This is a genomic window from Amycolatopsis sp. NPDC004378, assembly GCF_053602455.1.
Window position 1 is genome coordinate 523815 of record NZ_JBSGDR010000002.1, and the last position, 13297, is coordinate 537111.

Genomic DNA, 13297 nt, shown 5'->3' on the forward strand with positions numbered 1-13297 from the left:
CGGTCCGCTGAGCGGAGCATCCGGTAACGCCGCTGTGCAAATTTCCGAAAAGGCCGGTGACCAGTGTCGACTCGGTGGGGGCCAGCGTGCAGATCATCCCGGTTCCCGAACGCGTGCCCGCGTTCGAACTCGACCCGGCCATGCCGTCGGGCGCCCTGCCGATCTTCGGCGAGTACCTCGACCGGATCGGCCGGAACGCCGCCAACCAGCAGCTGCTGTCGTGGTTCTTCCTGGTGTTCGCCGCCGCGCAGTTCTTCACCGGCGCCGGGGTCGCGCTGTCGGTGGGCGCGCTCGCGCTGGCCGGGGCGTCCGAGGCGTGGTGGCTCCACCGCGCGTACGCCTGGGTGCCCGAGACGCGGTTGAAGCGGGAGCCGTTCCGCCAGGTCGACATCGCCGCCGACGGCCTGGTCGCCGCCGGCCGGGTGGTCGGGGTGCGGCTGCCGGACGGCCGCTGGCTGCGCGTCCGGCTCGACGAGGCGTACCGGCTGCTGCTGGCCGGGCACCGGCGGGTGTGGCTGCTGGGCCGGGGCCCGAAGGTGTTCGTCGGCTTCTCCGGGCTCGTGCGGATCCGCCGCGCCCGGATCTTCGACGCGCCGCCGCCGGGTGCCGTGGCCGTGCCGCCGCTCGCCGGGTCGGCGTCGCCGCGGCTCGACCCCGTGCTGGCCGCGCACCGCCGCCGGATCGCCCGCGAGCTGCGCGTGGGTGCGGCGTTCCTGCTGGCCCTGGCCGGGTTCGCGCTGTGGGTGCGGGTCGACTTCCCCGCCGTGAAGTGGGCTGCCCTGGCCGCCACGGCCGTCGCGCTGCTGAGCGCGCTCGTGGCCGCGACGCGCTCGTGGGCCCACTCCCGCCCGCTTCCGGCGGACCACTGGACGGAGCTGCGGGCGGTCCTCGACGGCCCGGTCCGGATGGGCCGCCGCGGCGCCGCGCGGCTGAGCGGCCTGACGATGCTGGCCGACGGGACCGTGGTCGGTTTCCGCCTGCCCAAGGCGGACCCGTCGATGGCCGCGAACATCGCGGCGACCGGCCGGCTGTGGATCGCGGGCGTGCCGAGGCCGGGCGCGGCGAAGACGGGCGTGCCGGGCTACCCGGTGCTCGGCACGGTCTGGCTGGGCTGAGCGGGCGTCCGGTCCCGGCGCGGCAGCAGCACCGGCGTCACCAGCACCAGAACCCCGGCGGCACCGATCGCGACGCGAGGGCCGGTGAAGTTCGCGAGCACACCCCAGAGCGCGGTCAGCGTGGCGATCGACGCCTTGGTGCTGACCGACCACGCCGAGAGCGTGCTCGCGACGCGGTCCGCCGGCAGCTGCTCGAGCCGGTAGGTGGCGAGCACGGGGGTGAACACGCTGCAGGAGACGATCAAGCCGAGCTCGACCAGCATCACGAAGGCGAGCCCGCCGGCGCCGCCCGGCAGGAAAGCCAGCGCGAGCAGCCAGCACGCCCGGACCGCACCGGCCGTCAGCAGAACGGGGTGCCTGCCGAACCGCGCGACGAGCCGGGGCGTCAGGCGTGAACCGGCGAGCCCGCCGAGGCACGGCACCGCGAACGCGAGCCCGTACTGCCACGGCGTGAACCCGAGCTGGTTCAGCATCAGCACGGCGAGCAGCGGCTCGGTCGCCATGATCAGGCCGTTGAACAGCAGGACGTTGAAGTACAGCGGCCGGAGTCCGGGGTGCGTCAGGATCGTGCGCCAGCCTTCGGCCAGATCCCGCGCGCGCAGGCGGCTGGTGTGCTTCGGCCGCGGCTCGTCCCCGCCGATCGCCCGGATCCCGAGCGCGGAGAGCAGGAAGCTGACGGCGTTGGCGGCCACCGACGTCACCGGCCCGAAGAGCGCGAAGGCGGCCCCGCCCAGCGGCGGGCCGAGCGCGGTGGCCGTCCAGTTCGTCGACTCGAAGCGGCCGTTCGCGACGAGCAGGTCTTCGGGCCGCACGAGCCCCTTCAGGAAGGCGCCGCTCGCCGAGGTGAAGGTGATGTCCGCCGCCGCGACGACCACGGAAACGACGAGGAGCTGCGTGAAACCCAAGGCCCCGAGCGCGTAGAGGGCCGGGACGCTGACGAGCGCGGCGAACCGCACGAGGTCCATCGCCACCATGACCGGCCGCTTGGGGCGCCGGTCGACCCACGGCCCCAGCGGCACGGCCACGAGCGCTCCGACGGCCGGTCCGACGGCGGCGAGCGCGGAGACGGTCGCGGGCCCGGCGTGCAGCACGAGGATGGCCAGCATCGGGAAGGCCCCGAAGCCGAGCCAGGTCCCGAACGCGCTCACGGCGTAAGCCGTCCACAGCCACCTGAACCGCCGTCCGAGCCGCCTGCGCATCACCCGGAGATCAAAGCGGGCAACGGCCGCGGGGAGCAAACAACCGCCGCATCGGCGCGTCACAACCCGGCGTTGTGACCCTAGAGTCGGTCGTCGTGGACCTCGATGCCGTGCGCACCTTCGTCGCGGCCGCGGAGGCGGGCCGGTTCCAGGACGCCGCGGCCGATCTCGCGATCACCCAGCAGGCCGTCTCGAAGCGCATCGCCGCGTTGGAAAAGACGCTGGCCGTGCGCCTGTTCACCCGCACGGCCCGCGGCGTCCGGCTCACCGGCGACGGTGCGGTGTTCCTGCCCCACGCCCGCGAACTCCTGCTGGCGGAAGCGCGGGCCGTGGCGTCCGTGCAGTCCGGCCGGAGGGCGTTGCGCGTCGACGTGATCGGCCGGCGGCTGGGCCCCGCGTCGCTCCTGCACCGGTTCCACGAAGCCCATCCGGAAGTCGCCTTGGAGGTCGTCACGCTCTTCGACGTCGGTTCGGCCCTGGCCGCGGTGCTGGCGGGGTCGATCGACGCTTCGTTCCGGGCGGTCGCGTCCTTGCCCGGCGAAGTCGAGGCGATGCGGGTGCTGGACGAGCCGCTGCAGCTGCTCTGCGGACCGGCGCACCCGCTGGCGACCGAGTCCGCGGTCACCCCGTGGCAGGTGCGGGGGCATCGGATCTGGATGCCCGGGCTCGTGCCCGGCACCGAGTGGGAGGCGTATTACGCCGAGCTGGCGGCGGCTTTCGGCCTCTCGATCGACATGGCCGGGCCGAACTTCGGCACCGAGGTCGTGCTGGACACGATCGCGGAGTCGGCCGAGGTCGCGACCCTGGTGGGAGCGGGGGTCAGGCTGTCGTGGCCCGTGGAGCACGACCTGCGGCGAGTGCCGATCGAGCAGCCGGTTCCCGTGTACCCGCACTCGCTGCTCTGGCGTCGCGACAACTCCCACCCCGCCCTGGCCGCGTTGCGCGACGACCTGCGTGAAGCACCGCGCGCGGACGATGCGTGGCAGCCCGGCTGGGCGAGCTGACCTCAGGGCGTCGTCGCGTTCTCGCGGTTCGTGCCGTACGACAGCCGCAGGGCGACCCAGCCGTCGCGCTCGCCCGCGCAGATCTCCTCGACCGTCTCCACCAGGACGGCCGCCGCGCCCGATGTCGCGTACGGTTCGTGTTTGGCGGCGAACAGCGCGATCTCCTTCTCGATCGCGTAGCGCGCCCGGGTCCGGCTGGTCCAGTTCTCCTTGTACCCGCCCAGCGCGCGGATCCCGTTGATCAGCACCGCGAGCGACCCGACCGCGGCGATGAGCCGCGCGTCGAGGGCGAACGCCGCGAGCGCGGGGATCGTGGCCGTCACGAGCAGGCTCGTGACCTCGACGACGGAGTGCCGGCGCCGCGCGGCCCACGAGGACCGCTGGTAGCGCCGCCATTCGGCGAGCACCGACGGCGGCACGGGCTCGTCGTCGACCCCCTTCGCGTCCAGGACCCACTGACTGCGCGCGATCGAGCGCGGATCTGCCTTCATGGCACGAAAGTTCACACCACCGGGCGACCCGGTCAAGCACGCGGTCAGCCCAGCGACTTCCGCGTCGCCTGCTCGGTCTCCAGGACGCCCTGCCGGATGCCCTCCAGCTGGTCGCTCAGCTCCCGGATCGCGCCGGTGTCCACCGCGACGTCCGTCGTCGCCGCGGTCAGCTCCGCGACCCTCGCCACCAGGCTGTCCAACCCGAGCGCGCCCGACTGCAGCTGCGCCAGCAGCTTGTCCCGGGCGCCGGAAAGGCGCCCGTGCACGTCCGCCTGGGCCTGGACGGCCGTCAGCGCCTGCTCGAGGTCGCCGCGGACCTCCTCGCGCGCCGACGTCAGCGACTGCTCCAGCCGGCGCCGTTCGCGCGTGACGGCCTCGAGGTCGACCCGGGACAGGGCCTTCCCGGTCGCCGACGCGCGGCCGGCCAGCCGTTCGAGCGTCGCCAGCGTCTCCTGGACGACCGGCTCCATGTCCGCGACGCGGTCGGCGAGCGGACCGGCGTCGAGCGACGAGCTGAGCGACGCGAACCCGTCGGCCGCGCCTTCGGCCCGCCGCAGCCAGTTCGCCTCGGCCGAACCGGGCGCGACGTCGAGCACGCGCGCTTCACGCCGTTCCGGCGCGGCCTCTCGTCCCAGCGAAGCCACGCCCGCACGCGCGGCCAGCACCGCCACCCCGATCAAGACGGCGACGAGCACCGGCAGCTGGACGGCCCAGGCCACGCCCGCCGCCGTGGCGGCCAGCAGCAGCCCCCACGGTTCGGCGAGCTCACGGGCGAACTTCATGTCAGAAATTGGAGATCACGGAGGTGAACACCTGGTTGATCGAGTCCGGTTTGGACGAATCGTACTCCGATCCCTCGGTCGCTTCGGCGATCTGCTTCAGCACGCCCTGGTCGGCGTCCGAGCCGTAGGCGATCGTGAACAGCCGGACCGTCTCCGCGTTGCCTTCCGGCCGCAGCTCGGGGAGCAGGTGGTCCAGGTCGACGCCGCCGGGGTCCTCGTTGCGGCCGTCGGTCAGCACCACGACCGCGTTGATCGCCGTCGGGTCGACGTGCGCCTTCATGTACTCATAGGCGGCCTTCGACGAGTCGTACAGCCCGGTGCCCGCCTGCGGCGTGAGCCCGCCCAGCCGCGCCGCCAGGGTCTCCTTGCCGTTCGCGCCGAGCGCCTGGACCGGCACCAGCTCCTGGTAGTCCTTGTCGCCGTCGAGGTGCGTCGAGAACTGCCAGAGCCCGACCTGGTCGCGGGGCACGAACTGGCCGAGCGCGTCGATCGCGGCCTGCTTGGCCAGGTCGATCTTGCTCTTGCCGGTGCCGCTCACCTCGTCGCCCATCGAGCCCGAGACGTCCACGACCAGCAGCACGTTCGCCTTCTTGCGCAGCTCGGTCCACGTGGTCAGCAGCTTCGAGAGCACGCTCGGCGACGGCGGTTGCAGGAAGCTGATCTTCGCGTCCGGCTGGACGCCGTTCGCGGTGGTCGCCTGCGGGCCCGGCTTGCCGTCGAACGACCGGAAGCCCAGGTCGGCGAACTTCTGCTGCGTCTCCGGGCCGCGCAGGTAGCCGAGGAAGTCGGCGGCGACCTGCTTGCGCGTCGCGTCGGCCCAGTTCAGCGTGACGAACGGGTGGTCGGAGTTGAGCGTGCCGTCCGCCGGGTAGATCCCCACGAGCGGCACCTTCGGGGGTGCGTGCTGGCCCGCCTTCGCCGGATCGGTCGTCGGGTTGCCCTGGTTGTAGCCGATCAGTGAGTTCTCCTCGACGGTCACCGCCGAGATGTAGGACAGCGCCGCGCCGCGGTCGTCGGCCTTCTGCAGGTTCGTCAGGAAGGTCAGCGTGTTGTCGCCGTAGTGGACGATCGCCTGCTCGATGTTCGTGACGAACTGCTTGGCCTCGGGCTTCTCGAGCGCGGCCGCGGTGAGGTCCGACGACGTGCCCGTGGCCGCGTAGTACGCGCCGATGGTGGCGTTCAGGCCCGCCGTGGAGATGTTCGGGTTCGTCTTGCCGAGCCGGAACTTCCCCCACTCCGGGTGGCCGTACTTCGCCCAGCCCGCCGGGTCGGTGGCCAGCTCGGCCAGGTCCTTCCAGCCGATCGGCTTGGCCGGCCAGCCCAGCGCCTCGGCCATCGGCTTCGGCATCGCGATGGTCAGCGGCGAGTTCGCGATCGACGGCGGGGCGCCCTCCGGCACGATCGACGCCGTGTCGCCCTTCGCGTTGACGCGCAGCAGGTTGACCCAGCCGCTCGCGGCCGGCGTCCAGACGTCCGGGCGCGGCCCGTCGGTGGCTTCGTTCCAGCCGTTCGCCAGCGCCTGCATGGCGACGCCGGACGACTTCGACCGCACGACCACGTCGACGCAGTGCCCGGCGACGGTCCGTCCGGAGTAGGCCTTCGCGGCTTCTTGGACTATTCCGACCTTTTCCGGGGACGACGCGACGTTGAGCGCGATCGCGTCCGAGCCCGTGCACTTCGGGGCGTCCGCGCTGCCGTCCGGACCACTGGTCCAGTACCGGATCCCGATGATCAGCCCGGCGGCGACCACGATCGCGGCCACGAACGGGAGGATCTTTCTCTTTCGCCGTGCTGGTTGGGAATTGATCATCGAACCCTCCCCGTTGCGCCGCGGAATTCCATTATCCGGCAACGGAACGGGGAGGGGACGGTATTTTGACTATCCCTTGGGCCCGCGGCGCGACCACGTCCACGCGTAGCCGGGGTCTTCGGACGCGTCGGCGGCTTCGCCGAGCTCCAGCGGCGCGAACGTGTCGACCATGACGGCGGTCTCGTCGAAGAACTCCGCGCCGATCGACGCCTCCGCCGCGCCCGGCTGCGGGCCGTGCGTGAATCCCGACGGGTGCAGCGAAAGGGAGCCGATGCCGATCCCGGAGCCCTTCCGGGCTTCGTAGTTGCCGCGGACGTAGAACATCAGCTCGTCGGAGTCGACGTTCGCGTGGTTGTACGGCACCGGGATCGAGTCCTCGTGGTAGTCGACCTTCCGCGGGCAGAAGGAGCAGACGACGAAGTTCGGGCCCTCGAACGTCTGGTGCACCGGCGGCGGCTGGTGCACGCGGCCGGTGATCGGCTCGAAGTCGTCGATGTTGAACGCCCACGGGTAGAGGCAGCCGTCCCAGCCGACGACGTCGAAGGGGTGCGTCGCGTACGTGTAGCGCGTCAGCCCGGCGCGGTGGCGGACGAGGACGTCCACGTCTTCGCCGTCGGCCAGCAGCGGCTGCGACGGACCCCGGATGTCCCGCTCGCAGTACGGCGAGTGCTCCAGGAACTGGCCCTTCGCCGAGAGGTAGCGCTTCGGCGGACCGATGTGCCCGCGTGCCTCCAGGACGAAGAGCCCGACTTCGCCGTGGGGGACGACGCGGTAGGTGCAGGACGTCGGGATCACGAGGTAGTCGCCGTCGCCGACCTCGAGGCTGCCGTAGATCGTCTCGACGGTCGCGGAGCCGCCCTGGACGTAGAAGAGCTCGTCGCCGGCCGCGTTGCGGTAGAGCGGGCTGGGCGCGGTCGCGGTGACGAACCCGATGGTGACGTCGTTGTTGCCGAACAGCCGGCGCCGGTCGGTCACGGCGTCGGTGTCGCCGCCGAACTTGAGGTCCCGCGTCTGGTAGGCGCGAGGCTTGAGGGGGAGGTTCGGGGTGAGCGGGCCGCGGTCCTCCTCGACCGCGACGGCGTCGACGATCGCCGTCGGCAGGCCGCGGTGGTACAGCAGCGCCGAGTCGGCGGAGAAGCCTTCGACGCCCATCAGCTCCTCGGCGTAGAGGCCGCCGTCCGGCTTGCGGAACGCGGTGTGCCGCTTGTGCGGGATCTCGCCTACTTGCCGGTAGTAAGGCATCGGCACCCCTCCGAAATGTGTCCGTTGTGCGAACGATTTTGTCCTCATGTCGTACGCTACTAGCGTGTCAGTCGTGTCAAGCGCTGTGGAACTCACGCCCCCCGGCCCCCGTGGAATCCCTCCCCTGTTCGCGAGGCTCGTCGACGACTCGGCGCTGTTCCCGCCCGGTGATTCCGCGATGCCCGAAGCGCTGCGTGCGCACTTCGCCAGCCGGGAGTCCGAACACGCCGGTGTGCTGGGGGTTTTCCTCTGCCAGGCGTCCCGGCTGCCGGAGCTGATCACCGAGCTGATCAAGATCAAGCCGAAGCAGCCCCTGCCGCTTTCGCTGATCATCGACACCGGTCTGGGCGGCGTGCCGAAGGCGATCTCCATCGTCGAGTCGCGCAGCGAGCTGCTCGCCCTCCGGATGGTCGAGATGCCGGCGCCGTCGGATGTCGACGAGGTCTGGCTGGAGCGCGTCTCGGAGTTCGTCCCGGAGGACGTCATCCGCGTGGTCGAGCCGCGGCGCGGCGTCGGCTGGCTGGACGGCGTGCGGAAGGTGATCGAGCACGGCAGCTGGCCGAAGATCCGCTGCGGCGGCCAGGCCGGCGAGAACTTCCCCAGCGTCGACGAGGTGGCGGACTTCCTCGCCGTCGTCAGCGGGGCCACCGGGGCGTCGTTCAAGGCGACGAACAGCCTGCACCGCGCGGTCCGGCACGCCGACCCCGACACCGGCTTCGTGCACCACGGCTTCCTCAACCTGCTCGTGGCCTCCGCGCGCAGCCTTTCGGGCGGCGACGTCCGGGGCGCGCTGGAGTCGACGGACGCCGAAGCGCTGGCCGACGAGGCCCGCGCGTTGTCCGAGCAGGCCGCGAAGGCCGTCCGGGCGCTCTTCGCGTCGTACGCGGCCGCGTCGTTCGACGAGCCGGTCGCCGACATGGGCGAACTCGGCTTGCTGTGACCAGCCGGGAGGGGTCGCTGACGCTCGACCGGGGTTTGGCGCTGCTGCAGGCGGTCGCCGATGCCGGAGGCGACGCGGCGACCATCTCCGAGCTGGCGGTGGCCATCGGGGCCAGCCGCGCGGCCGTCTACCGGCTCCTCGTGCCGCTGTCGGAACGCGGGCTGGTCTGGCGGGACGGCACCAAGGTCCGCCTCGGCGTCGGCCTGCTCCGGCTGGCCGGGCAGGTGCTGCCCCAGCTGCGGGACGCCGCGGGGCCGGTGTTGCGCGAGCTGGCCGAGAAGGTCGGGGCGACCGCGCACCTGTCGGTCGCGCAGGGGCCGCAAGCGCTTGCGGTGGCCGTCGTCGAGCCGTCGTGGACGAGTTTTCACGTCGCCTACCGCGTCGGCAGCCGGCACTCGCTGACCGCGGGCGCGGCGGGCAAGGCGATGTCCCTGCGCCCGGGCGGCGACGGCTGGGTGACGTCGACGGGCGAGCTGGAGGCGGGCGCGTCCGGTGTCGCGGCACCCGTCCGGGGCGTGCCGGGGCTCAAGGCGAGTGTCGGTGTCGTCTCGATGGAGCCGCTGAAGGCCGCCGAGGTGGGCCCGCAGGTCGTCGCGGCCGCCGGGCGGCTGGCCGAGATCCTGAAGGCTTAACGCAGCGGGCGGACCATCGTCAGCAGCAGCGTGACGTCGATGGTGAACAGCAGCCGCTCGAACAGGCCGAGCGTGACTTCCTGGTTCGCCGGGCCGAGGACGAGCGTGAGCACGAACCCGCCGAGCACCACGCCGACGCTGGCGAAGCTCGCGGCGGCCAGGCGCCGGATCGTCGTCCGGCGCGGCTCCCACGGGCACCGCTCGCGGCCCTTCTTCGTCAGCACGAACGCGGCCGTGGGCAGCGCGACGAACGCCGTGAGCGCGGCGGCGTTGTGGATCTGGCCGGACAGGGTGCGCGCCTGGCCGTCGGGGTCCACGGGCACGAGCCCGCACACGAGCAGCCCGGCCGACCAGACGCCGAGCAGCACGCAGACGGCCGTGGTGCCGGGCCGGTGCGCCTTCGCGATCCCCGCGAGCAGCGCCACCGAGCCGAACGACAGGGCCAGGCACATCACGCTGAACAGCGGCGCGGCCGAGCCGTGCCCGAGCCGGCCGTAGACGTACTCCGAGAGCGTCTGCCAGACCGGGCTGACCTGCCCGGAGAGGCGCAGGTGCAGGTCGATCGAGATGACCACCGCGAGGCCGATCCCGCCGAGCGCGATCCGGCCGTGCACGGGCGAGACCGCGGACAGGGGCTTGTTCACCTGGCTTCCACCCTTTCGTTTCCGAAAGGTTACCCGGTGACCCTGTGAAAGAGCTGTCGGCTCAGAAGGCCAGCTGGATCAGCGCGAAGGCCGAGAAGCCGGCGAAGACGAACCCGGCGCAGCGCTGGATCAGCTTCGGCTTGATCCGGCTGCGGATCTTCGCGCCGATGAACACGGCGAGCCCGGCGACGATCACGAGCGCGGCGAACGCGCCGACGCCGACGGCGACGGGGTTGCCGATCCGGGCGGCGAGGCTCGCCGTCGCGAGCTGGGAGGCGTCGCCCCACTCGGCGGCGAAGAGTACGCCGAACGACGTCATCGCGGAGCGCAGGAAGGACAGCGGAGCCGGCCCGACCCGCGAAGCGTCTTCACCTGCTTCGTCCGCTTCGCTGAATCCCTCGCGAAGGAGCATGAAAGCGCCGAGCGCGAACATGCCGGCGACGACCAGCGAAAGCACCAGGTCCGGCAGCAGCGTCAGCACGCTGCCGAAGGCGACCGCGATGACGCATTGCACGGCGAACGCGGCGCACACCCCGGCGAATACCGGACCACCGCGGAAACGGGTGGTCAGCACCAGGGTCGCCACGAGCGTCTTGTCCGGCAGCTCCACGGCGAGGACCAGGCCGAACGCGCTGATCAACGCCACCATCGCGGAAGTCATGAGTATTTTCTCGCCCCTTTCACTGCAACGATAAAGGGGTGATTCAGAAGACCGCAAGCTGATGGCTTGCTCGAAATTGCGCCGTCGGTGGTCATGAATTTGTCATCCAGTCGCGTCGTACATTTGTTTTCGGCATGCCGAAAAGTCATTTGTGGCCTGCGGTAGGTTGACAACCATGGGGTCAATGGCGCGTGCTGCGCAGGTCGACGAGGTCATCCGCCGGTTGGAAGCCCACTACGTGTTCCCGGACGTCGCGGAGAAACTGGCCGAAGTGCTTCGCCGCCGTCTCGGCGAAGGTGCGTATGCGGAAGTGGACGACGCCGGGTTCGCGACGCTCGTCACAGCGGACCTGCAGTCGGTGAACGGGGACAAGCACCTGCGCCTGCGGCACCACGTGGACCCGGTGGCCGAGGACGGCGACGCGGCCGTGAGCTCCGACGGGTACCGGCTCGAGGCCGAACTCGAGGGCTTCGGCATCGCGTCGGCGCGGCGGCTCGCGGGCAACGTCGGCTACGTCGACACGACCCTGCTCTACCCGCTCGACCTCGCGGCGCCGTCGATCGCGGCGGCGATGACGCTGGTCGCCCCCACCGACGCGGTGCTGCTCGACGTGCGGCGCAACCGCGGCGGCACCCCGGACACCAGCGCGTTCCTGCAGAGCTACCTCTTCGACGAGCGGACCCACTACCTCGACATCTACGAGCGCGAGGGCCACCGGACGACGCAGATGTGGACGCTGCCGTACGTGCCGGGCCCGCGGTTCGGCGGGACCAAGCCGGTCTGGGTGCTCACCGGCCCGCAGACGTTCTCCGGCGGCGAGGACCTGGCGTTCTCCCTCCAGCAGCAAGGCCGCGCGAAGACGGTGGGGGAGGCCACGCGCGGCGGCGCGCACCCGCGCGAGCAGTACAAGGTGGACACCTACCTGGACGTGACGGTGTCGATCGCGCGCTCGTTCCACCCGGACACGGGGGAGAACTGGGAGGGCACGGGCGTCCGGCCGGACTTCCCGGTGGCGGCGGACAGGGCGTTCGACACGGCGTACGAGCTGGCGCTGCGGCACATCGCCGGACTGGGTGACGCCGGTCCGCGACGCGCTGTGGCCGAAGAGGCGCGAAAGGCACTCGAACAGGTGCAGGACCTTGGTCCCAGGAGGGAAGGGACCGATTGATCTAGTCGCTCCGGCGGCGCCGGAGCACGCTGGACCACGTGGAGGTCCTTGAGCTAGCGCGGTGGCAGTTCGGCATCACCACCGTCTACCACTTCCTGATGGTCCCGCTGACCATCGGGCTGTCGATCCTGGTCGCGGCGATGCAGACCCGCTGGGTCCGCACCGGCGATCCGCGGCACCTGAAGATGACCAAGTTCTGGGGCAAGCTGCTGCTGGTCAACTTCGCGATGGGCGTCGTGACCGGCATCGTGCAGGAGTTCCAGTTCGGGATGAACTGGAGCGCCTACTCGCGCTTCGTCGGCGACGTCTTCGGCGCGCCGCTCGCCATGGAAGGGCTCGTCGCGTTCTTCGTCGAGTCGACGTTCCTCGGCCTGTGGATCTTCGGCTGGGACCGGCTGCCGAAGAAGGTCCACCTGGCCTGCGCGTGGGCGTTTTCCCTGGCCACGATGGCCTCGGCGTACTTCATCCTGGCCGCGAACTCGTGGATGCAGCACCCGGTGGGCGTGACGTTCGAGAACGGCAAGCCGACCATGAACTCGATCTGGGCGGTGCTGACGAACAACACGGCGCTGGCCGCGATCCCGCACACCCTGGCCGGCGCGTTCTCGGTGGCGGCGGCGTTCCTGGTGGGCGTCGCGGGCTGGCACCTCTGGCGGCGCCGCTCGAACCAGGATGTCTGGCGCTCGTCGCTGCGCCTCGGCGCCTGGGTCGGCATCGCGGCGTTCGCGGTGCTCGCCATCACCGGCGACACCCAGGGCAAGCTGATGTTCGAGCAGCAGCCGATGAAGATGGCGTCGGCGGAAGCGCTGTGCCACACGGAAAAGCCGGCGAGCTTCTCGATCATCGCGATCGGCGACGTCTCGGGGTCGAACTGCGAGGACGTCAAGACGTTCAACGTGCCCGCGCTCCTGTCCTTCCTGGCCCACAACGACTTCTCGACCGAGGTCAAGGGCGTCGAGAACCTGGTCTCGGAGTACCAGGCGAAGTACGGGACGAACTACCCGGACGACCCGGAGCTGGGCTCGCTGGCCGGCAAGCCGATCGACTACGTGCCGAACCTGCCGGTGACGTACTGGGGCTTCCGCATGATGATCGGCTTCGGCGCGATCTCGGCGGGCATCGGGCTGCTGGCGCTGTGGCTGACGCGGCGCGATCGCATCCCCACCGGCCGCTGGTTCCCCCTGCTGGTCCTGGCCGGCATCGCGACCCCGTTCCTGGGCAACAGCGCGGGCTGGATCTTCACGGAGATGGGGCGTCAGCCGTTCGTGGTGGCCCCGAACCCGACGGGCGTCGACGGGGTGTGGATGTTCACCGCCCAGGCGGTCTCACGCCTGACGACGGGCGAAGTCTGGACGTCGTTGATCGCCCTGACCACGGTGTACGCGGCCCTGGGCGTGGTGGAGCTGTTCCTGATGCGCAAGTACATCCGGGGCGGCGTCGAGGCCGTGATGCCCCCGGAACCGAAGGATTCCGACAAACCGGGCGAGGACACGCTCGCCTTCGCCTACTGAGGTGCTGACGATGAGTGCCGATGCGATCACCCTGCCGGGTTACCCACAGCCTGCCTGTGGACAACTCCCCGGCTTGTGGACAACTCACGGCTACCACG

Annotated in this window: 13 protein-coding genes; 6 read left to right on the forward strand and 7 right to left on the reverse strand. The window is 71.1% G+C overall.

All coding sequences use genetic code 11. The annotated features are described in order from the left end of the window. Positions 1 to 56 precede the first annotated feature (56 nt). A complete protein-coding gene (locus tag ACWEN0_RS10195; RefSeq protein WP_451971205.1) occupies positions 57 to 1115 on the forward strand; it encodes a hypothetical protein in 1059 nt (352 codons plus the stop codon). Here ACWEN0_RS10195 and ACWEN0_RS10200 read toward each other — a convergent pair. After that, positions 1082 to 2314, reverse strand: a complete 1233-nt coding sequence (locus tag ACWEN0_RS10200) for an MFS transporter (RefSeq protein WP_451971208.1) — start codon at positions 2312 to 2314, stop codon at positions 1082 to 1084. The genes ACWEN0_RS10195 and ACWEN0_RS10200 overlap by 34 nt on opposite strands. 95 nt (positions 2315 to 2409) lie before the next feature. Here ACWEN0_RS10200 and ACWEN0_RS10205 point away from each other — a divergent pair, with 95 nt between their 5' ends. Beyond that, positions 2410 to 3318: a LysR family transcriptional regulator gene (locus ACWEN0_RS10205; protein ID WP_451971211.1), complete on the forward strand. Its 909-nt coding sequence runs from the start codon at positions 2410 to 2412 to the stop codon at positions 3316 to 3318. Between the two features lie 2 nt (positions 3319 to 3320). Here ACWEN0_RS10205 and ACWEN0_RS10210 read toward each other — a convergent pair whose 3' ends face one another. From ACWEN0_RS10210 to ACWEN0_RS10225, 4 genes are all read right to left on the reverse strand, one after another. Further along, on the reverse strand, positions 3321 to 3809 hold the full coding sequence (locus ACWEN0_RS10210) for a DUF4231 domain-containing protein (protein WP_451971214.1): 489 nt from the start codon (positions 3807 to 3809) through the stop codon (positions 3321 to 3323). Positions 3810 to 3853: 44 nt separating this feature from the next. Continuing rightward, positions 3854 to 4591: a hypothetical protein gene (locus tag ACWEN0_RS10215; RefSeq protein ID WP_451971216.1), complete on the reverse strand. Its 738-nt coding sequence runs from the start codon at positions 4589 to 4591 to the stop codon at positions 3854 to 3856. Between the two features lies 1 nt (position 4592). Next, complete coding sequence (locus tag ACWEN0_RS10220) at positions 4593 to 6401, reverse strand: substrate-binding and VWA domain-containing protein (RefSeq protein ID WP_451971219.1); 1809 nt, start codon at positions 6399 to 6401, stop codon at positions 4593 to 4595. A gap of 69 nt (positions 6402 to 6470) precedes the next feature. After that, on the reverse strand, positions 6471 to 7643 hold the full coding sequence (locus ACWEN0_RS10225; RefSeq protein WP_451971222.1) for a homogentisate 1,2-dioxygenase domain-containing protein: 1173 nt from the start codon (positions 7641 to 7643) through the stop codon (positions 6471 to 6473). A gap of 85 nt (positions 7644 to 7728) precedes the next feature. Between ACWEN0_RS10225 and ACWEN0_RS10230 the strand changes: the two genes are divergently transcribed. Together ACWEN0_RS10230 and ACWEN0_RS10235 are read left to right on the forward strand one after the other, a co-directional pair. After that, on the forward strand, positions 7729 to 8583 hold the full coding sequence (locus tag ACWEN0_RS10230) for a hypothetical protein (RefSeq protein ID WP_451971994.1): 855 nt from the start codon (positions 7729 to 7731) through the stop codon (positions 8581 to 8583). Further along, on the forward strand, positions 8580 to 9215 hold the full coding sequence (locus tag ACWEN0_RS10235) for an IclR family transcriptional regulator (RefSeq protein ID WP_451971225.1): 636 nt from the start codon (positions 8580 to 8582) through the stop codon (positions 9213 to 9215). Before ACWEN0_RS10230 ends, ACWEN0_RS10235 begins: the two co-directional genes overlap by 4 nt. On the opposite strand, the gene ACWEN0_RS10240 is transcribed toward ACWEN0_RS10235, so the two are convergent. Then, positions 9212 to 9859 (reverse strand): DUF998 domain-containing protein, encoded by a 648-nt coding sequence (locus ACWEN0_RS10240; protein WP_451971228.1) that lies wholly within the window; start codon positions 9857 to 9859, stop codon positions 9212 to 9214. The genes ACWEN0_RS10235 and ACWEN0_RS10240 overlap by 4 nt on opposite strands. Positions 9860 to 9920: 61 nt before the next feature. Next, positions 9921 to 10508, reverse strand: a complete 588-nt coding sequence (locus ACWEN0_RS10245; protein ID WP_451971997.1) for a TMEM165/GDT1 family protein — start codon at positions 10506 to 10508, stop codon at positions 9921 to 9923. Positions 10509 to 10695: 187 nt separating this feature from the next. On the opposite strand from ACWEN0_RS10245, the gene ACWEN0_RS10250 reads away from it, so the two are divergent. Together ACWEN0_RS10250 and ACWEN0_RS10255 are read left to right on the forward strand one after the other, a co-directional pair. Beyond that, on the forward strand, positions 10696 to 11688 hold the full coding sequence (locus ACWEN0_RS10250) for a S41 family peptidase (RefSeq protein ID WP_451971230.1): 993 nt from the start codon (positions 10696 to 10698) through the stop codon (positions 11686 to 11688). A gap of 38 nt (positions 11689 to 11726) precedes the next feature. Continuing rightward, positions 11727 to 13199, forward strand: coding sequence for a cytochrome ubiquinol oxidase subunit I (locus ACWEN0_RS10255; protein ID WP_451971233.1), 1473 nt, complete (start codon positions 11727 to 11729; stop codon positions 13197 to 13199). Positions 13200 to 13297 lie beyond the last annotated feature (98 nt).

What these genes read in the sequence shown, in the direction of transcription:
- ACWEN0_RS10200 (WP_451971208.1), bottom strand. Translation starts at nt 2,314, where the DNA reads ATGCGCAGGCGGCTCGGACGGCGGTTCAGGTGGCTGTGGACGGCTTAC.
- ACWEN0_RS10220 (WP_451971219.1), bottom strand. Translation starts at nt 6,401, where the DNA reads ATGATCAATTCCCAACCAGCACGGCGAAAGAGAAAGATCCTCCCGTTC.
- ACWEN0_RS10225 (WP_451971222.1), bottom strand. Translation starts at nt 7,643, where the DNA reads ATGCCTTACTACCGGCAAGTAGGCGAGATCCCGCACAAGCGGCACACC.
- ACWEN0_RS10210 (WP_451971214.1), bottom strand. Translation starts at nt 3,809, where the DNA reads ATGAAGGCAGATCCGCGCTCGATCGCGCGCAGTCAGTGGGTCCTGGAC.
- ACWEN0_RS10215 (WP_451971216.1), bottom strand. Translation starts at nt 4,591, where the DNA reads ATGAAGTTCGCCCGTGAGCTCGCCGAACCGTGGGGGCTGCTGCTGGCC.
- ACWEN0_RS10250 (WP_451971230.1), top strand. Translation starts at nt 10,696, where the DNA reads ATGGGGTCAATGGCGCGTGCTGCGCAGGTCGACGAGGTCATCCGCCGG.
- ACWEN0_RS10245 (WP_451971997.1), bottom strand. Translation starts at nt 10,508, where the DNA reads ATGGTGGCGTTGATCAGCGCGTTCGGCCTGGTCCTCGCCGTGGAGCTG.